Raw genomic sequence first — 19,697 nt, 5'->3', positions numbered from 1 at the left:
AAGGAGCCATGAAGGACCGGTGGACGGCCCGGCGCGTGGCGTATGCCACACGTCACATGAGGGTTCCATGAGACACCCACCACGTTCCACCGGCGGGAACTCGCGTACGCTGACGGCTCGCTCGCCTTTCGTTGCGCGGGTCCGGGACACCGCTCCTCCCGGGCCGTGACCGCCGGGGACTCCCCATCCCGCCGGTTCCGCCGGACGCGAGAGCATTCTGGGAGGTACGTACATGTCCGGGACGCCCACGGCCGCCGCACCACGCCGTCGGGACGCCGGGGCCGGTGCACACCGCTGGGTCGTCCTCGTGGTCCTCTGCGTCAGCCTGCTGCTCGTCGCCGTCGACGCCACCGTGCTGCACGTGGCGGTGCCCGCCGTCACCGAGGACATCAAGCCGAGCGCCATGGAGCTGCTCTGGATCGTCGACGTCTACCCGCTGGTCTGCGCCTCGCTGCTGATCCTCTTCGGCACGCTCGGCGACCGGGTCGGCCGCAGACGGATCCTTCTCCTCGGCTACGCCCTCTTCGGCGTCGCCTCCGGCCTCGCCGCCTGCGCCGACAGCCCCCAGGTGCTGATCGCCGCCCGCGCCCTGCTCGGCGTCGGCGGTGCGATGATCATGCCCGCCACGCTGTCGATCCTCCGGCAGGTCTTCCCCGACCGCCGCGAACGGGCGCTAGCCATCGGCATCTGGAGCGCGGTCGCCGCCGTGGGCGCGGCCGTCGGCCCCCTCCTCGGCGGGTTCCTGCTGGAGCACTTCTGGTGGGGCTCGGTCTTCCTCGTCAACATCCCGCTGATGCTGGTCAGCCTGCCGATCGGACGCCTGCTGCTCCCCGAGTCGACGGGCGACCGCGACGGCCCCTGGGACGTGGTGGGCGCCCTGATGGCCGCGGTCGGTCTCTTCGGCATCGTCTTCGGTGTCAAGCGGCTCGGCGGCGGCCACCCGCCGCTCGACCCGGGCACCGCGCTCGCGCTCCTCGGCGGTGGCGCCCTGCTGATCGCGTTCGTCCGACGGCAGCGGCGCAGGAAGCATCCACTGGTCGACCTGCGGATGTTCGCGCGGCCCGCGTTCAGCACCTCCGTCGGCTGCATCGTCCTCGCGATGCTCGCGCTGGTGGGGCTCGAACTGATCGCCGCGCAGTATCTGCAACTGGTCCTCGGTCTGTCCCCGCTGGAGACGGGGCTGCGACTGCTGCCGCTGACCGTCGCCGCGATGGCCGCCGGACTCGTCGGCTCCCACCTGCTGCACCGCTTCGGGCCGCGCCGCATGGTGTCCCTCGGCTTCTGCCTCACCGCCTTCGCGGTCGTCCTGCTGACCGCGATGGGACGCCAGGACAACGCGGGGTTGCTGCTCGCCGGTTTCGTGCTGCTGGGCTTCGGCCTGGAGACGACGCTGTTCGGGGCGTACGAGTCGATGCTGAGCGAGGCGCCCGCGTCGTCGGCGGGCGGGGCGGCGGCGATCGGTGAGACCTCCTACCAGCTCGGCGCCGGCATCGGGATCGCGCTCCTCGGCAGCGTGATGAACGCGGCGTACGCGCCCGGGTTGGCGTCGGTGCCGGGAGTGCCCGGTCCGGCCTCCCAGGCCGCAGGGCACTCGCTGGGCGAGGCGTACGAGGTCGCCGACCGGTTGGGCGGCTCCTCGGGCGAGGCCCTGCGGCAGGCCGCCCGCGACTCCTTCGTCCACGGGTTGCACGTCACGCTGCTGGTGAGCGCGGCGCTGCTCGTCCTCGGCGCGGTGATGGCCCTGCGGCTGCCCCGGGGCATGGACTGCGCGGGCCCGGCGGAGGTGCCGGGACCGCGGGAGGCTTCCGGGGCGACGCCGGCGCGGGCGGAGTCGCTGCGCTGAGCCGCGCCCGGTCGTGCCGGGGGGCTGGGCCCCGGGCGAGGAGTGGGTACGGTGGTTAGCGTCGCTAGTTTTATGAGCCGGAGGTGCACCCCATGAGCTTCGACCCCACCGATCTCCTCGGCCTCGACGATCTGCTCGACCCCGAGGATCTCGCCGTGCGGGACACCGTGCGCGGTTGGGCGAGGGACCGGGTGCTGCCGTACGTGGCCGAATGGTACGAGCAGGGGGAACTGCCCCAGATCCGTGAGCTGGCGCGCGAGTTGGGGGCGATCGGGGCCCTGGGGATGTCGCTGCGGGGATACGGGTGCGCGGGCGCCGGCGCGGTGCAGTACGGGCTCGCCTGTCTGGAGCTGGAGGCCGCGGACTCGGGGATCCGGTCGCTCGTGTCCGTGCAGGGGTCGCTCGCGATGTACGCGATCCACCGGTTCGGCAGCGAGGAACAGCGGCAGACCTGGCTGCCGCGCATGGCCTCCGGTGAGGTCATCGGATGCTTCGGGCTGACCGAACCCGACCACGGGTCCGACCCGGCGTCGATGCGTACGTACGCCAAGAGGGACGGCTCCGACTGGGTCCTCACGGGGCGGAAGATGTGGATCACCAACGGGTCCGTCGCCGGGGTCGCCGTGGTGTGGGCGCAGACCGAGGAGGGTGTGCGGGGCTTCGTCGTGCCCACCGACACGGCCGGTTTCTCCGCGCCGGAGATCAAGCACAAGTGGTCCCTGCGTGCCTCTGTCACCAGTGAACTCGTCCTGGACGACGTGCGGTTGCCCGCCGACGCCGTGTTGCCGGACGTAATCGGGCTGAAAGGCCCGCTGAGTTGTCTTTCGCACGCCCGCTACGGAATCGTGTGGGGTTCGATGGGTGCCGCGCGGACCTGTTTCGAGTCGGCCGTCGAATACGCGAAGACACGGGAGCAGTTCGGGAAGCCGATCGGGGCGTTCCAGCTCACCCAGGCCAAACTCGCCGATATGGCGGTCGAGTTGCACAAGGGGATTCTGCTCGCCCACCATCTGGGGCGGCGGATGGACGCGGGACGGCTCCGTCCCGAGCAGATCAGCTTCGGCAAGCTGAACAACGTTCGTGAGGCGATCGAGATCTGCCGTACCGCCCGCACGATTCTCGGCGCGAACGGAATCTCCCTGGAGTACCCGGTGATGCGGCACGCGACCAACCTGGAGTCCGTGCTCACCTACGAGGGCACCGTCGAGATGCACCAACTGGTGCTGGGCAAGGCGCTCACCGGTCTTGACGCCTTCAGGTGAGCCGCGTCGGATGACCCGGGCACCGAAAGGACGGGCCGGCGAGCGGCCCTGCCTCAGCTCTGGTTGAAGAAGCCGTCCACCGGACGGCTCGCGACCTCGCCGCTGACGATCTCCGTGTCGGCGGGGGTCAGCAGGAACACACGGTTCGACACACGCTCGATCGATCCGCGCAGACCGAAGATCAGACCGGCCGCGAAGTCGACGACACGCTTGGCGTCGGCGGGCTCCATGTTCGTGAGGTTCATGATCACCGGGACGCCGTCCCGGAAGAGCTCGCCGATGTGCCGGGCGTCACGGAAGCTGTCCGGCGTGACCGTGCCGATCCGGCGGCCGTGCTCATGCGCCGACTCGGACGCGACCTTGACGCGAGGGTCGGTGACCCAGGCCTCGCCGGTGCCGGACTCCCGCTCATCGGCGTAGTCGTCGTCGTAGTAACGCTCGTCATCGTTGTCGTCGACGAGGCCAAGCCAGGCACTCGCCTTGCGCACCGATCCCATGGACGCCTCCTCTCGCAGCGGTCTTTCGTGCTTTCCGCATCCCTATCGTCGTCCATGATGCGGATGTCTCGCCAAGTGGATAGACGCCGCACGGGGGTTTCGTGACGGTACTGGTGCAGAACGAATTCGTCGAGAGTCCATGTGCCCCAAGGGCTCCGCTGTACACACGCGCTGACAGGGAGTGAAATAATATTGTTCACGGCGTTTGGGTGAGTCCTGCTGCGTCCGGGTGAACGTTCCGGCGGCTACGATGCGGCGACGCCGAGGGGCGTGCGGAGGCACCGGGAGACACGGGGGAGTGTCGTGTTCGGAATAGTGAGGCCCTGTAGCCATCGGCTGGGCGAGGGGCTGCGGACACAGTGGATGGCGCATCTGTGCGGGCTCTGTCTCGCGCTGCGCGGGGATCACGGGCAGTTCGCTCGAATCGTCACCAATTACGACGGTTTGCTGGTCTCGGTTCTGACGGAGGCTCAGGCCGAGCGCAGCACCGACTGGCGGCGCACCGCCGGGCCCTGTCCGCTGCGCGGGATGCGCACCGCCTCCGTCGCACAGGGCGAGGGCGCGCGGCTCGCCGCCGCCGTCTCCCTGGTGCTCGCCTCGGCCAAGGTGCGTGACCATGTCGCCGATGGGGATGGACTGCTCGCGCGCAAGCCGGTGGCGCACGCCGCGCGCCGGATCGCGACGAACTGGGGGCGCGCGGGGGCGCGTACGGGATCGGACATCGGGTTCGACACGGCGGTGCTGGTCGACGCCGTGGACCGCCAGCTCGGCATCGAGGCGCTCGCCGGTCCCGGCACACCGCTGCTGACGGTCACCGAACCGACCGAGACGGCGACCGCGGCGGCGTTCGCGCACACCGCGATCCTGGCCGGTCGGCCCGGCAACGCCGAACCGCTCGCCGAGGCCGGACGCCTCTTCGGGCGGCTCGCCCATCTGCTGGACGCGGTGGAGGACCGCGCCGCCGACGCCGCCGCCGGCGCGTGGAACCCGCTGACCGCCACGGGCACCTCCCTCACCGAGGCCCGACGGCTCGCCGACGACGCCCTGCACGGCATCCACCTCGCCCTGCGCGAGGCCGACTTCGTGGACGGCAAGCTGGCCCATCTGCTTCTCGTCCACGAACTGCGCAGGTCGGTGGACCGCGCGTTCGGAGCCGTACCGGTGTGCTCGGCGCATCAGCAGGGCGGACCGCATCAGCAGGGCGGGGCGCCGATGCCGGGCAATCCGTACGCGGGCGGCGCCGGTGACCCGTACGCCGGGGGCGGGGGGAATCCGTACGCCGGCGGTGGAGGAAATCCCTTCGGTGGTGGTGGCGCGGGCTACGGCGGTGGCGGGGGCGGTGGTTTCGGTGGGGCGCCCGCTCCGCAGCCGCCGCGGCGGCGCGGGTTCTGGGCGGGGTGCGGGATGTTCACACTGCTGTGCTGCACCTGTCAGATGTGTTGCGCGAAGGAGTACGAGGGCCCCTGGTCCCGGAAGAGGCGCGAGGGCATCTGCCGGGACTGCGACTGCTGTGACGCATGCGAGTGCTGCGGCTGCGACTGCTGAGAGGACAGCCGCGCGGGACCGGGTGACAGGGGAACGCGAGGGGAGGGGTGCGTGTGCGAAGGCCGAGGGAAAACGCGAACGGCGCCCCTCAAAACCGGGGCGCGCAGTGGGATCGGCTCAGCTCAACAGGAGGAGGACCACACTCGACCGAAGTCGATGTGGGAGCGCTTGACCAGCCACTGCTGCGGATGCATGGGCCAAGTTGAACAGGCATCCGAAGGCACGTCAACCGACTTGAGACGTGGCGCTCATAGTTCGGACACCCTTGACAGTGAGGGGAAAGGCCGCCGTACGCTCGGCGCAGACCGCTGCTGAGGGGCTCGGTCGCGCGCGTCCGTGTCACCGGACGTGCTCGTGTGAAGGCACCCGTGTTCGACTCGGACATCACGGAGCCTCTCGCATGCCGTCTGCCTCTTCCTCCCAGGCCTCCCATCCCTCTCGTCCCTCCCTGTCTTTCTCGCACCCGTCCCTGGTGATCGTCGGGGCCGGGCCACGCGGCACCGGGCTGATCGAGCGGATCGCCGCCAACGCCGGTGCGCTCTACGCGGGCACGGGTTTCGACATCCATCTCGTCGATCCCCATCCGCCGGGCGCCGGGCGTATCTGGCGTGCGGAGCAGTCGCCGTTGCTGTGGATGAACTCGCAGGCCGAGGACGTCACGATGTTCACCGACGAGACGGTGAGCATGGCGGGGCCCGTACGGGAGGGGCCCACCCTGCACGAGTGGGCGCACCTCGACGGGCGGGTCTTCCCGGACCGGCGGACCCAGGGCGAGTATCTGCGCTGGGTGCACGAGAGCGCGGTGGCCGATCTGCCCGAGGGGGTCACCGTCCACCATCATCCGCGGCGGGCACTACGGGTGACCGGTCCGCCCGACGGGCGTCAGCAGGTGTGGCTGGAGGGGCGCCCCCGTCCGCTGGACGCGGACCTCGTCGTCCTCGCGCTCGGCCACCTTGACGCCGAACTCGACGACGAGCAGCGTGAGTTGGCGGAATACGCCCGCACCCATGGGCTCGTCCACCTGCCACCCGACTTCACCGCGGACAGTGACCTGTCGTCGCTGGCCCCCGGGGAACCGGTGCTGGTGCGGGGCTTCGGGCTCGCGTTCGTCGACCTCATGGTCCTGCTGACGGAGGGGCGCGGCGGGCGGTACGAGGGGGACACCGACGGGGAGTTGACGTATCACCCCTCGGGACGGGAACCCGTGCTGTACGTCGGGTCGCGGCGCGGGGTGCCGTACCACTCGAAGATCGGGTACGACCTGGAGGGGGAACGGCCGCCGCTGCCACGGTTCTTCGGGCCGGCCGAGATCGACGCGGTGCTGGAGCGGACGGGCCGGGCCGGCCGGGTGGACTTCCGGCGGGACGTGTGGCCGACGGTGGAGAAGGAGCTGGGGTTCGCGCACTACCACCGGCTGTTCCATGCCCATCCCGGGAGGACCGCCATGGCCTGGGCGGACTTCGAGGAGAAGTACGCGGCGGCGGACGCGGGGGAGCGGGCGGTACTGGTGGCCTCGGCCGTGCCGGACGTGGCCGACCGGCTGGACCTGGCCGCGCTGGACCGCCCGTTGGAGGGCGTGCGGTACGGGTCGTACGAGGAGTTCCAGGACGCTCTGCGCGGCTATGTCGAAGCCGATCTGGCACGCCGTCATGATCCGGCTTTCAGCGCGGACCTGGGCGTCTTCTTCGGGCTGCTCTCCGTCTACGGGCAGTTGATCCGGCTCGGTGACGTCGGCTCCTGGTGGCACGGGTTCTTCAGCCACCTCGCCTCCGGGCCGCCCGGCCCCCGGCTGCGGCAGATGCTCGCGCTGTCGCGGGCCGGCGTCCTGAAGTTCGTCGGGGCGGACATGGCCGTGGCCGTCGGCGACGGGGTGTTCCGCGCGTCCGGTGCCACCGTGCCCGGGGGGTCGATCGAGGCGAGGGCGCTGGTCGAAGCACGGCTGCCGGAGCCGACGGTCGCCCGGGTACGGGACGGGTTGCTGCGCGAGCTGTACGAGGACGGGAGTGTCGTCGAGACGGCGGAGGGGCTGGTCGCCGTCGACCCCGGGGACGGACGCGTCCTGGACCGGGCCGGGCGCCCGCACCCCAGACGCTTCGCCCTCGGCCCCTACACGAACAGCCGCACGCCCGGCGCGTTCACCCGGCCGCGTACGGGTGGGCCGGCCTTTCGCCAGAACGACGCGACGGCCCGGGCCGTACTGGCGTTCCTGCGCGAGCTCGGGCACCGCGCCGCGGCGTGAGGACGGCCGAGGGGACTGCCGCCGGTGACGGGCGGACGGCGACGGTGGGCGAGCTGTGCGAGGCGACGGCGCCGGTGGTGAATGCGGCGCGGGGTGTGGAAAAGGCGGAAGGCGTTGCGGGGTGGGGGCTGCCTTCGGCGAGGAGGGCGTGGGGTGCCGCACGGTTCGGGGCGGTGAGGGTGGCGAGCGGCTCGGGCGGGTGGGGGTGGCGAGCGGCTCGGCGGGGTGCGGGGTCTGTGTTCGTGGTCGGAGGGGAGAGAGGTCGGTCGATATGGGGTCGTCGTACGGTCCGGGGCGGTTGCACCTGGGCGCAGCCATTGATCTGCGGGCGGAGGGCGACGCCGAGGCGTTCGTCGAGCTCGCCCGGCTCGCCGAGCGCGGGGCTCTGGACTTCGTGACGGTCGGGGACGCGGTCGAGCGGCCGGGGTTGGACGCGTTGGCGGTGTCGGCCCGGGTGGCGCCGGGGACGGGCCGGGTCGGACTCGTTCCGGTGGTGACGGCGACGCGCACCGAGCCGTGCCGGGTGCGGGCGGCCGTGGAGACGCTCGACCGGGAGAGCCGGGGGCGGGCCGGGTGGTGGATCGAGGCGCCGAGCACACAGGAGGAGAAGGGGCAGGTGAGGGCGTGCGTCGAAGCCGGGGGTGGCGCGGGTGCCGAGGGGGCCGGGCTCCCGGTCCTGGGGGCTTCGGCGGTGAGCGGGCCGCCGCGGGGGCGTCCCGTGCGGGTCGTCGACGCGACCGAGGGGGAGAGCCGTGGGACCGCCGCCCGCTGCGCGGATGTGGCACTCCTGCGGGTCGCCGACCCGGCCCACGCCGAGGCCGTACGGGCGGAGCTGCGGGACAGGGCGGACGGGGCCGGGCGGGACCCCGGCGGACTGCGGGTTCTGGTGAGTCTCCGAGTCGATCTCGGTGGTGGGGAGCACGCGGCCGAGCCGGGCCACGGCGGGGGAGGGCCACGCCGGACCGTGGACGGCCCGCTGTATCGGGGCGGCCCCGTCGCGCTCGCGGAGCTGATCGCCGACTGGCACCGGGCCGGGGCCACGGACGGCTTCCATCTCGTCCCCGTCGAGCCGCGCCGTGACCTGGAGCGACTCGTCAACGGGACGGTGGCGCTGCTCCAGCACCGGGGACTGTTCCGCACCTTCTACCCGGGCAGCACGCTCCGCGAGCACCTGGGCCTCGACCGGCCCGCCCACCGGAACGTCGTGACCGGGGGAGCGTCATGACACAGCGCCGCCCGGGAGCGGCTTGCCAAGTGCGGGCCGTGCTCGAGGCCTTCCATGACCCCGGGTGGCGGAACCGAACGGCTGAACGGCCCAACGCATCATTTCCGGACACCCCCGGGCGGTGGACCCGGGTACTCCGACCGGGCGCCTCGGGCGGTGGCCTCCACCGCGGCCGACGATAGTGGTGATCGACGCTTCCGGGCCCTGCGGCCTGCTCCGACGACCCGTCAGCCGATCCCTCCGGGAGCCGATGAGGATTCACACATAACCCGCACATATGGCCTGGTGGAATCAACTGGCATGGAGGGCGCGCCGGTTGGGTTCCGAGAGGCCGAAAGGCACCCTTGCGTGGGTCGGCGGTACGGCCGAATACTTCCCCCCAGCGCCTTGTCAGGGGCACGGCGTGTCCGGAATCCGGACCGATGCCCCTGATCTGCGCCTCACGGGCCCCGACCCCACGCGGGCCCCCGACTTCCCTTTGGAGGGAACGAACAGTGAGGATCAAGCGCACCACCCCCCGCAGCGGCATAGCGAGACGGACCCGGCTGATCGCCGTGACCGCCGGACTCGCGGCCGCAGCCGCCGTCACGGTCCCCACCGCCAACGCGGCAGGCACCCAGACGTTCAGCGCCTCCGAGCTCAAGAGCGCCAGCTCATCGGTGCTCAAGGCCGATATCCCGGGCACCGCCTGGGCGATCGACCCGGCGACGGACAAGGTCGTCGTCACCATCGACAGCACCGTCTCCCAGGGCGAGCTGGCGCGGATCAAGCAGGCGGCGGGCGACAACGCCGACGCCCTGACGATCAAGCGGACCCCGGGCAAGTTCAACAAGCTGATCAAGGGCGGCGACGCCATCTATGCGAGTAGCTGGCGCTGCTCCCTGGGCTTCAACGTCCGCAGTGGGAGCACGTACTACTTCGTGACGGCCGGTCACTGCACCGACGGCGCGGGCACCTGGTACTCCAACTCCGGCCGCACCACGGTCCTCGGCCCGACCGCCGGGTCGAGCTTCCCGACCAACGACTACGGCCTCGTGCGCTACAGCAACACGTCCATCGCCAAGGACGGCACCGCGGGCAGCGTGGACATCACCAGCGCGGCCACCCCGAGCGTGGGCACCAACGTCATCCGCACCGGCTCCACCACCGGTACCCGTACCGGACGTGTGACCGCCCTCAACGCGACCGTGAACTACGGTGGCGGCGACGTCGTCTACGGCATGATCCAGACCACGGTCTGTGCCGAGCCCGGCGACTCCGGCGGCCCGCTCTACGGCAGCAACGGCGTCGCGTACGGTCTCACCTCCGGTGGCAGCGGCAACTGCTCCTCCGGTGGCACGACCTTCTTCCAGCCGGTCACCGAGGCCCTGAGCGCGTACGGCGTCTCGGTCTACTAGGTCGGCGGATCGACACGCCGGCGGATCCACAGGTCGGCAGTTCGGCGGATCGACAGGTCGAGCGGGAGCCGGCGTACTTCCCCCCGGCGCCGACTCCCACCCGGCCGCAGCAGGCAACAGGCGAGCCCCCGCACACACCATGTGTGCGGGGGCTCGCCCTTGTTCCGGCGAAGGGGCGTGAAGGGGGCGATCCGGGGCTCTGTTCACGAAGGGCCGCAGGCTCCTTCAAGGGCGCGGGGCAGGGGCGCGGGGCAGGGGCGCGGGGCAGGGGCGCGGGGCAGGGGCGCGGGGCAGGGGCGCGGGGCAGGGGCGCGGGGCAGGGGCGGCGGGGGCGAGGAAACCGCCCGCCGGTCGGCCGGGAACCGATGCGGGAGCAACTTCAGCCCCGTGAGGCCCGTTTGCATCTGGACCTTCCCAGGGCGTTTTTCAGACAGGACTAGACCTCACCCGTTGCTGACGAGGTCATTGCTTCCTGTGTTTGCAGTGCGAATTCCCGGGACCGTCAGGTGGGGCGTTACCGGACGGTAATGACATAGGGGGCGCGCGCCCTCGTTGTGTGCTCGGCCTGAAGTCGACCTTGTGTGCTCCCTCTGCGCCTAGGAATAGTTGTCGCCGCACAGTTGGCATGGACGCGGCGTTTTTACAGCCTGTCGCCTCCTTGCCCGAACACCTTCCGGTCGAACGGGGCCCCCACGCCCCTCTCGGCCAACCCCCCACAGGAGGACGCGAGTTGAAGCACCGACGCATACCCAGGCGCCGTGCCGTCGTGACGGGTGCGGGCATCGCCGCACTGGTCGCCGCGGGAGTGACCTTCCAGACTGCGAACGCGAGTGAGACCGCGCCGGCCCCCCAGCCGAAAGCGCTCTCCATCACGGCGGCCGGAAAGCTCGCCCTGACCCTCGACGCCGACCTCGGCGCCGACGCGGCGGGAACGTACTACGACGCGAAGAGCAAGCTCCTCGTCGTGAACGTGCTCGACGAGGCCGCCGCCGAGACCGTCGAGGCGGCCGGCGCCAAGGCCCGCATCGTGGAGAACTCCCTCGCCGAGCTGAAGAGCGCCCGGACGACCCTCAAGGCGGACGCCACCATCCCCGGTACCGCCTGGGCCACCGACCCGACCACCAACAAGGTCGTCGTCACCGCGGACCGCACGGTCTCCGAGGCCGAGCTGGCGAGACTCACCAAGGTCGTGGACGGCCTCGGGGCCAAGGCCGAACTCAAGCGCACCAAGGGCGAGTACAAGCCCTTCGTCGCGGGCGGTGACGCCATCACCGGCGGCAGCGGCCGCTGCTCCCTCGGCTTCAACGTGGTCAAGGGCGGCGAGCCGTTCTTCCTGACGGCCGGTCACTGCACCGAGGGCATCTCCACCTGGTCGGCCGGCGGCCAGGTCATCGGCGAGAACGCGGACTCCAGCTTCCCCGGCGACGACTACGGCCTGGTGAAGTACACCGCCGACGTCGACCACCCCAGCGAGGTCAACCTCTACAACGGCTCCACGCAGGCCATCTCCGGGGCCGCCGAGGCCACCGTGGGCATGAAGGTCACCCGCAGCGGCTCGACCACCCAGGTCCACAGCGGCACGGTCACCGGCCTCGACGCCACCGTGAACTACGGCAACGGCGACATCGTCAACGGTCTCGTCCAGACCGACGTCTGCGCCGAACCCGGTGACAGCGGCGGCTCGCTCTTCTCGGGCGACAAGGCCATCGGCCTCACCTCCGGCGGCAGCGGCGACTGCACCTCGGGCGGCGAGACGTTCTTCCAGCCCGTCACCGAGGCGCTCTCGGCGACCGGCACGCAGATCGGCTGACGGCCGGTCAGCTGACCGGCAGGTCAGAAGTCGGCCGGCCCGTCGGCTTCTTCCTCAGGGCCGCCATCACCACGGTGATGGCGGCCCCCGCCGCTGCCCAGGCGGAGAGCACGAGCAGCGGGCCGGTGATGTCGTTGCCCTCGAAGTACGCGAGGGAGCGGGCCGCCCAGACCCCCGCGCCCGGTGGCAGTGCCGGGCCGATCGCCGCCCAGAACGGCGGGAGCAGCGGCGGCGGCAGCGCCCCGCCCGCGCTCGGATTGCCCGCGATCACCACCAGCAGGACGGCCACGCCGATGCCGGCGATCCCGAAGACGCACTGGAGCGCCAGCGTGGCCGCGCCCACCGCGAGGACGACCAGCGCCCCCAGGCCCCACAGCGCCGCCACGCCGCCCGGCAGGGCACCCAGGACGGGGCCGGCGATGACCGCGCCGCCGAGTCCGCCGATGATCGCGAACAGCGCGAGGGCGCCGAGGCGGATGATGCCGCGCCGGATGTTGGTGGGCCGTGCTCCCGCGCTCATCGCCAGCGCCGACGCGCACAGATAGCCGCCCACGCACCAGCCCACGACCAGATAGAAGGACGTGAGCCCGTTGGCGTCCCCGATGTCGGCCGGGGCCACGTCCACCGTCCGCACCGTGCGGCCCTCGGACCGCTCCAGCGCGGTGACGAGGGTGGTGAGCGCGTTGGCCAGGGTGCGCCCGCCGCCGGAGGCGACCAGCAGGGTGTCGGTGGTGCCGGCCGGGTCGATCAGCAGGGCGCCGTCGATCTCCCGGTCCATGATCCGCTCGCGCGCCGCCGTCCGGTCGGCCACCGCCCGAGGGTCCAGCGGCTCGCCCGGCAGCCGCTCCAGTTGACTCACCGCCTGCTCGGCGGCCGCGGGCCGCGGCGCGACCACACCGAACGGCACGTCCCTGAGCTTCGGGTGGTGCAGCGCCCCCACGTACGAGGCGATGAAGAGCAGCTGCAGGGCGAGCACACCGACGACGAGCAGGGTGGCCCGTGGGGTGACTCCGTCCTTGAGCTCCTCGAGGAAGGGCCTGGGGGCGGGCCCGGCCGTCTGTGTCATGTCCCCACGGTCGGAGGCGGGCGGCGTTTGCGCAGGTGGGACGGGGCCGAATGGTTGTCGTACAGAAGTTCGAAAAGTGGTCTATGGTGGAGACGAGGAGGCTGGGAACTGATGTTCGAGCCGAGTGCCTGATCGAGCTGATCGAGTGGCCGATCGAGTGACTGAGCGACTGGTGGATCGAGTGCGGGAGGTGCGGGTGCCGGGGTTCACGCATCTGCACACCGTCTCCGGGTTCTCCTTGCGGTACGGGGCCTCGCACCCGGAGCGGCTGGCCGAGCGCGCCTCCGAGCGGGGCATGGACGCCCTCGCGCTCACCGACCGGGACACCCTCGCGGGCGCTGTCCGGTTCGCCAAGGCGTGTGCCGGGGCCGGGGTCCGCCCGCTGTTCGGGGTGGAGCTGGCGGTGGGGGCGCCCGAGCCTTCCGTGCGGCAGGCGCGGCGGCGCGCTCCCGTGCGCGGGGGCGCCTTCCTCGACGAGTCGACCCCTCGGGTGACGTTCCTCGCCCGGGAGGGCGCCAAGGGCTGGGCCGAGCTGTGCAGAATCGTTTCGGCGGCGCATGCGGGCGGCGGCCCGGACAGGAGCAGGAGCGACGTTCCGCCGCTGCTGCCCTGGTCGGAGTGTGCCGCCGAGGGGTTGACCGTGCTCCTCGGCCCCGCCTCCGACGTCGGGCGCGCACTGGCCGCCGGGCGCCCCGACCGGGCCGCGAAGCTGCTGCTGCCCTGGCGGGAGAGGTACGGCGACGCCCTGCGCCTCGAAGCGATGTGGCACGGCCGCGAGGGCACCGGCCCCGGTTCGCTGCGGCTGGCCGCCCGGACCGTCGGCTTCGCCGCCGAGCAGCGGATACGGCCCGTGCTCAGCAACGCCGTCCGGTACGCCGACCCCGGCATGGGCCCGGTCGCCGACGTCCTGGACGCGGCCCGGCGGCTCGTCCCCGTCGACCCCCGGGGCGAGCTGGACTCCGGGGAGGCCTGGCTCAAGGGCCCGGACGCCATGCTGGGCGTCGCCGAGCGGGTCGTCGAGGCCGCCGGGTACCGCCGTGACACCGCCCACCGGCTGCTGGAGCAGAACCGGGCCACGGCCGCCGAGTGCCTGGTCGACCCGGAGGACGACCTCGGCCTCGGCGCCGTCCACTTCCCCGAGCCGCGTCTCGTCGGCGCGGACCGCCGCACCGCCCAGCGGGTGCTGGCCTCGCGGGCGGCGGCCGGGATGATGCGGCACGGCTACGGCACCCGGCGCGCGTACTGGGAGCGGATGCACCGGGAACTGGACGTCATCGCCCACCACGGCTTCGCCTCCTACTTCCTGACGGTCGCTCAGGTCGTCGACGACGTACGGAAGATGGGGATCCGGGTCGCCGCGCGCGGCTCCGGCGCCGGCTCCTTGGTGAACCACCTCCTGGACATCGCGCACGCCGACCCCGTCGAACACGGTCTGCTGATGGAGCGGTTCCTGTCCAAACGGCGGGTCGCGCTGCCCGACATCGACATCGACGTGGAGTCCGCGCGGCGGCTGGAGGTCTACCGCGCGATCATCGACCGCTTCGGCACCGAGCGGGTCGCGACCGTCGCGATGCCCGAGACGTACCGCGTCCGCCACGCCGTCCGGGACGTGGGCGCGGCCCTCTCCCTGGACCCCGCCGACATCGACCGGATCGCCAAGTCCTTCCCGCACATCAGGGCGCGGGACGCGCGGGCGGCACTCGAAGAGCTGCCCGAGCTGCGGCAGTTGGCGGGGGAGCAGGAGAGGTACGGCCGGCTGTGGGAGCTGGTCGAGGCGCTGGACGCCCTGCCGCGCGGGGTCGCCATGCACCCGTGCGGGGTGCTCCTCTCCGACGCGTCCCTGCTGAGTCGTACGCCGGTGATGCCGACCAGCGGCGAGGGGCTTCCCATGTCCCAGTTCGACAAGGACGACGTCGAGGACCTCGGGTTGCTCAAGCTCGATGTGCTGGGGGTGCGGATGCAGTCGGCGATGGCGCACGCGGTGGCGGAGGTGGCGCGGGCGACGGGGGAGCGGGTCGACCTGGACGCGCTCGACTTCGAGCGGGGCGAGGGCGATCCGGCGACGTACGAACTCATCCGCTCCACCGAGACGCTGGGCTGCTTCCAGATCGAGTCGCCGGGGCAGCGGGACCTGGTGGGGCGGCTCCAGCCGGCCACCTTCCACGACCTCGTGGTGGACATCTCCCTGTTCCGTCCCGGTCCGGTCGCCGCCGACATGGTGCGGCCGTTCATCGCGGCCCGGCATGGGCGGGCGCCGGTGCGTTACCCGCACGAGGATCTGGCGGAGCCGCTGCGGGAGACGTACGGCGTGGTCGTCTTCCACGAGCAGATCATCGACATCGTGCACCGTATGACCGGCTGCGGCCGGGACGAGGCCGACCGGGTGCGGCGCGGGCTGTCCGACCCCGAGTCGCAGGGGCGGATCCGGGTCTGGTTCGCGCAGCACGCGGCGGCGAAGGGGTACGACGCCGAGACGGTCGCGCGGACCTGGGAGATCGTCGAGGCCTTCGGGTCGTACGGCTTCTGCAAGGCGCACGCGGTGGCCTTCGCGGTGCCGACGTACCAGTCGGCGTGGCTGAAGACGCATCATCCGGCGGCCTTCTACGCCGGGCTGCTCACGCACGATCCCGGGATGTACCCGAAGCGCCTGCTGCTGGCGGACGCGCGGCGGCGCGGGGTGCCGATCCTGCCGGTGGACGTGAACCGGTCCGCGGTCGCTCACCGTATCGAACTGGTGTCTGAATCAAAGGGGTCGGGGAAGACAGAGGAGGCGAGGGAGGCAAGGGGGTCGGGAGGGTCGGGCGAGGAGAAGGTGTGGGGGATCCGGCTCGCGCTCTCCGATGTGCACGGCATCAGCGAGGCCGAGGCGGCGCGGATCGCGGACGGGCAGCCGTACGCCTCGCTGCTGGACTTCTGGGAGCGGGCGCGGCCGAGCAGGCCGCTTGCCCAAAGGCTCGCCCAGGTGGGCGCGTTGGACGCGTTCGGCGCCAACCGGCGTGATCTGCAACTGCACTTGACCGAACTGCACCGAGCGGGCCGGGGCGCGGGCGGAGGTCAACTCCCCTTGGCCGGCGGGCGACGGACCGCCTCGGCGGGTCTGCCGGACCTGTCCTCCGCCGAGCGGCTCAGCGCCGAACTGGGCGTGCTGTCGATGGACGTCTCGCGCAATCTGATGGACGACCACCAGGCGTTCCTCGACGAGCTGGGCGTGGTGTCGGCACGGCGGCTGCGCGAGGCGCGGCACGGCGAGACGGTGCTGGTCGCGGGGGCCAAGGCGGCCACCCAGACCCCGCCGATCCGCTCCGGCAAGCGGGTCGTCTTCACCACCCTCGACGACGGCACCGGCCTGGTCGACCTCGCCTTCTTCGACGACTCCCACGACACCTGCGCCCACACCGTCTTCCACTCCTGGCTGCTGCTGGTGCGCGGAGTCGTGCAGCGGCGTGGGCCGCGCAGTCTCAGCGTGGTGGGCTCCGCCGCCTGGAACCTCGCCGAACTGGTGGAGCTGCGGCGCGAGGGCGGCCTCGACGCGGTGGCACCGCGGCTGGCGGAGCCGGTGGACACCGGGAACACCGGGAACACCGGGGGCGAGCCGGACGGCGGCCGCGGCGAAGGCGAACGCGATGGCGACGGTGCCGGCGACCGCGCGACCGGGGACGGCGAGGGGCGACGCGGCGACACCGGGCGGCGGATCCGGATGCCCACCGGATACGAGATGCATCCATGGGCCGATCTGCGGCCCGCGGGCGAAGAGCCCTCACAAGGTCCTGCTCGGATACGGAAGTTGTGGCACCAGAGCCCAGGGAGTGCGGGATGACCATCCTCTGTGTACGTTTCCAGCTGCCGTCGGGGTACGAGGCCGCTCTGCCCGGTCTCCTCGGCCTGGTCGAGGACTTCACCCCGGTCGTGGAGGCGCTGCCCCCGGATGGCGCGCTGGCCGATCTGCGCGGCGCCGAACGGTACTTCGGCCGGGACGCCGAGGAGCTGGCCCGACTGATCCGGGTCCGCGCCCTCGCGCTGTACGGCGTCGACTGCCTGATCGGCGCCGGGCCCGGACCGCTGACGGCGCGGCTGGCGCTGGGGGCGGCGGCGCCCGGGTCGCCGTGCGCGGTGCCCGAGGACCTCGTCGTGGACTTCCTCGCCGAACTGCCCGTCGGCGCGCTGCCCGGCGTCGGCACCGCGACCGCCCGCACCCTGCGCGAGTACGGCCTCGAAACCCTCGGCGGGGTGGCCTGCGCGCCCCTGTCCACGCTGCAGCGTCTGGTCGGCGCGCGAACCGGCCGTGACCTGCACGAGAAGGCCAACGGCGTCGACCGGGGACGCGTCGTGCCGAACGCCGTCGCCCGCTCGCTGGCCACCGAACAGCCCTTCCCGTACGACGAGTTGCACCCGGACCGGCACCGCCGAGCCCTGCTCGCCGGCACCGAGGAACTGGGCTCCCGGCTGCGCGCCCTGGAGAAGGTCTGCCGCACCCTGACCCTCACCGTCCGCTACGCCGACCGCTCTTCGACGACCCGCACCCGCACGCTCGCGGAGCCGACCGCCCACTCCCCGGCGCTGACCGCGACCGCCTACGCCCTGTACGCCGCCCTCGGCCTCCAGCGCGCCCGCGTCCGCGCGATCGCCCTGCGCGCCGAGGGCCTCACCCCCGCCGACCAGGCCTCGCACCAGCTCGCCTTCGACCCCGTCGACGAGAAGCTCCGCCGCATCGAGGAGGTCGCCGACCGGGCCCGTGCCAAGTTCGGCCCGCACGCGGTGATCCCGGGGACACTGGCCGCCTGACACCCCCGGGCGGGCGGTCAGTTGGCCCACGGCGGCACGATCCGGGTGCCGTCGGCCAGCTCCGCCTCCAGGCCGAGGGAGGTGGTGACCCAGGTGACGGTGGTCTCCGTCGTCGGGTTCTCGACGGCGAGAGTCGCGCCCGCGTTGATGATCAGCGTGTCACCCGCGGCGACGCGCTCGGTGCGACCGTCCAGCGTGACCAGCAACTCGCCGCTGAGCAGATGCAGGATCTCCTCCTTGGTGACGGTGTGCGCGGGCGCCTTGGTCCCCGGCGGGATCTCGCCCCGCCAGGCGGCCAGTTCCTTGCTGCCGGTGCGCGGAGTGGCGTACGAGACGAAGCGGGCGCCGTGGATCTCGTGGACGACGGCTTCGGCAGGGCGGACGACAGGCATGGGTGCCTCCTGAGGCGTTCTGAGGTCGGGAGTTGCGGAGTTCCGGCAGGGATGGTCAAGCAGCTTGACCATCTGTATATGGTCAAGCTGCTTGACCAATTCGTCAAGGGTGTTTCAATGCAGTCGTGCAGAACTCCGAAGCTCTGGCCCTGACCGCCGTCCTGCTCGCCGCCGCCGGTGACCTGGCGCGTCGCATCGACGAGGGTGTCGCCGCCCGTGGCTTCGAGGCGCGGCCCTCGTACGGCTTCGCGTTCACCCGGCTCGCCCCGGACGGTGCGACGGCCACCGACCTCGCCGTCCATCTCGGGGTGACCAAGCAGGCCGCCAGTCAGCTCGTCGACGAACTCGTGCGCAAGGGGTACGTCGAGCGGCGGCCGCATCCCGGTGACGCCCGTGCTCGCCTGGTGGTCCTGACCGAGCGGGGGTGGGCCTGCACCCGGGCGGCGGAGGAGGCGGCCGCCGAGGTCGTCGCGGGGTGGGTCGAGTCGCTCGGCGGGGAGAGCGAAATGCGGGTGTTGCGTGATCAGTTGGCGCGTATCGCCCCCTACGGGCCCATCAGGCCCGCCTGGTGACGGTTCGACGTCACGTGTCAGTGGCCCCGGTCATCACTTGAAGTTTTTACTGACGCGTAACTTCCCACTTTTTCTACTCGCCCGTAACTTGGCGAACAAGAACAGCATCCTCGTGATCCGGATCACAGGGCGAACGTCGTCGCACGTCCCTTGAGCCGCAAGGAGATCACCCGATGCTGCCCTGGAAGCGCCTGATCAGACCGTTGGCCGCCCTGTGCCTGGCCGCCGCGGCGACCCTCGTGCCCGTCACCGCCGCGGAGGCCGCCGACTCGGCGGCCGCGCCCGGTCGTGGCTGGAACGACTACTCCTGCACACCCTCCAGCGCCCACCCCCGCCCCGTCGTCCTCGTCCACGGGACGTTCGCGAACTCCGTCGACAACTGGCTGGGCCTCGCGCCGTATCTCGTGAACCGCGGCTACTGCGTCTACTCCCTCGACTACGGCCAGCTCCCCGGCGTCGCGTTCTTCAACGGACTGGGCCCCATCGAGAAGTCGGCGGAGCAGCTCGACGCCTTCGTCGACCGGGTGCTCGCCGCGACCGGCGCCGACGAGGTCGACCTCGTCGGCCACTCGCAGGGCGGCATGATGCCCCGCTACTACCTCAAGTTCCTCGGCGGAGCCGCCGAGGTGAACGCGCTCGTCGGTATCGCGCCCTCCAACCACGGCACCACCCTGAACGGCCTCACCCAGCTCCTCGACCACTTCCCCGGCGCCGGTGACCTCCTCTCCGGCGCCACCCCGGCCCTCGCCGACCAGGTGGTCGGATCCCCCTTCCTGGCCAAGCTCAACGCGGGCGGCGACACCGTCCCCGGCGTGACCTACACGGTCCTCGCCACCCGGTACGACGAGGTGGTCACGCCCTACCGGTCCCAGTTCCTCGACGGGCCGAACGTACGCAACATCGTCATCCAGGACCTCTGCGCGCTCGACCTCTCCGAGCACGCGGCGATCGGGCTCCTCGACCGGATCGCGTTCCACGAGGTCGTCAACGCCCTGGACCCGGCCCACGCCACCCCGACGACCTGCCTCTCGGTCGTCGGCTGACACGTGCCGGTACGTTCCGCCGGG

Annotated in this window: 14 protein-coding genes; 11 read left to right on the top strand and 3 right to left on the bottom strand. The window is 72.0% G+C overall.

What is annotated here, in order from left to right:
• Positions 1 to 232 precede the first annotated feature (232 nt).
• Complete coding sequence (locus tag RM704_RS08510; RefSeq protein WP_033531552.1) at positions 233 to 1,843, top strand: MFS transporter; 1,611 nt, start codon at positions 233 to 235, stop codon at positions 1,841 to 1,843.
• A 92-nt stretch (positions 1,844 to 1,935) separates the two neighbouring features.
• Complete coding sequence (locus RM704_RS08505; RefSeq protein ID WP_033531553.1) at positions 1,936 to 3,105, top strand: acyl-CoA dehydrogenase family protein; 1,170 nt, start codon at positions 1,936 to 1,938, stop codon at positions 3,103 to 3,105.
• 53 nt (positions 3,106 to 3,158) lie between these two features.
• Here the strand turns inward: RM704_RS08505 and RM704_RS08500 are convergent, their stop codons facing one another.
• A complete protein-coding gene (locus RM704_RS08500) occupies positions 3,159 to 3,602 on the bottom strand; it encodes a cell division protein SepF (protein WP_033531554.1) in 444 nt (147 codons plus the stop codon).
• Between the two features lie 303 nt (positions 3,603 to 3,905).
• Between RM704_RS08500 and RM704_RS08495 the strand changes: the two genes are divergently transcribed.
• The 5 genes from RM704_RS08495 to RM704_RS08475 all read left to right on the top strand — a co-directional run bounded on the left by RM704_RS08495 (position 3,906) and on the right by RM704_RS08475 (position 11,818).
• Positions 3,906 to 5,147 (top strand): DUF5685 family protein, encoded by a 1,242-nt coding sequence (locus tag RM704_RS08495; protein ID WP_078937447.1) that lies wholly within the window; start codon positions 3,906 to 3,908, stop codon positions 5,145 to 5,147.
• 472 nt (positions 5,148 to 5,619) lie between these two features.
• Complete coding sequence (locus RM704_RS08490) at positions 5,620 to 7,386, top strand: FAD/NAD(P)-binding protein (protein WP_033531555.1); 1,767 nt, start codon at positions 5,620 to 5,622, stop codon at positions 7,384 to 7,386.
• Between the two features lie 271 nt (positions 7,387 to 7,657).
• Positions 7,658 to 8,611 (top strand): LLM class flavin-dependent oxidoreductase, encoded by a 954-nt coding sequence (locus RM704_RS08485; protein WP_033531729.1) that lies wholly within the window; start codon positions 7,658 to 7,660, stop codon positions 8,609 to 8,611.
• Between the two features lie 494 nt (positions 8,612 to 9,105).
• Positions 9,106 to 10,008 (top strand): S1 family peptidase, encoded by a 903-nt coding sequence (locus RM704_RS08480; protein WP_033531556.1) that lies wholly within the window; start codon positions 9,106 to 9,108, stop codon positions 10,006 to 10,008.
• Between the two features lie 730 nt (positions 10,009 to 10,738).
• Entirely contained in the window at positions 10,739 to 11,818 is a 1,080-nt protein-coding gene (locus RM704_RS08475; RefSeq protein WP_052146476.1) for a S1 family peptidase, read from the top strand.
• Between the two features lie 7 nt (positions 11,819 to 11,825).
• On the opposite strand, the gene RM704_RS08470 is transcribed toward RM704_RS08475, so the two are convergent.
• Positions 11,826 to 12,884, bottom strand: coding sequence for an ABC transporter permease (locus RM704_RS08470; protein ID WP_033531558.1), 1,059 nt, complete (start codon positions 12,882 to 12,884; stop codon positions 11,826 to 11,828).
• 196 nt (positions 12,885 to 13,080) lie between these two features.
• Here RM704_RS08470 and RM704_RS08465 point away from each other — a divergent pair, with 196 nt between their 5' ends.
• Together RM704_RS08465 and RM704_RS08460 are read left to right on the top strand one after the other, a co-directional pair.
• Entirely contained in the window at positions 13,081 to 16,701 is a 3,621-nt protein-coding gene (locus tag RM704_RS08465; RefSeq protein WP_033531730.1) for a DNA polymerase III subunit alpha, read from the top strand.
• Positions 16,698 to 17,666 carry a DNA polymerase Y family protein gene (locus RM704_RS08460; protein WP_033531559.1) on the top strand — a complete coding sequence of 323 codons (969 nt, stop codon included), beginning with the start codon at positions 16,698 to 16,700 and terminating at the stop codon, positions 17,664 to 17,666. The genes RM704_RS08465 and RM704_RS08460 overlap by 4 nt, the downstream gene beginning before the upstream one ends.
• Positions 17,667 to 17,683: 17 nt before the next feature.
• Here RM704_RS08460 and RM704_RS08455 read toward each other — a convergent pair whose 3' ends face one another.
• On the bottom strand, positions 17,684 to 18,058 hold the full coding sequence (locus tag RM704_RS08455) for a cupin domain-containing protein (RefSeq protein WP_033531560.1): 375 nt from the start codon (positions 18,056 to 18,058) through the stop codon (positions 17,684 to 17,686).
• A gap of 125 nt (positions 18,059 to 18,183) precedes the next feature.
• On the opposite strand from RM704_RS08455, the gene RM704_RS08450 reads away from it, so the two are divergent.
• Positions 18,184 to 18,630 (top strand): MarR family winged helix-turn-helix transcriptional regulator, encoded by a 447-nt coding sequence (locus RM704_RS08450; protein WP_033531561.1) that lies wholly within the window; start codon positions 18,184 to 18,186, stop codon positions 18,628 to 18,630.
• A gap of 173 nt (positions 18,631 to 18,803) precedes the next feature.
• A complete protein-coding gene (locus RM704_RS08445) occupies positions 18,804 to 19,673 on the top strand; it encodes an esterase/lipase family protein (RefSeq protein ID WP_033531562.1) in 870 nt (289 codons plus the stop codon).
• Positions 19,674 to 19,697: the final 24 nt, after the last annotated feature.

It is taken from the genome of Streptomyces gottesmaniae (assembly GCF_031845845.1).
GTDB lineage: Bacteria > Actinomycetota > Actinomycetes > Streptomycetales > Streptomycetaceae > Streptomyces > Streptomyces akebiae.
The sequence above is the reverse complement of the archived record's forward strand: the minus strand, read 5'-3'. Positions and strand labels throughout refer to the sequence as shown.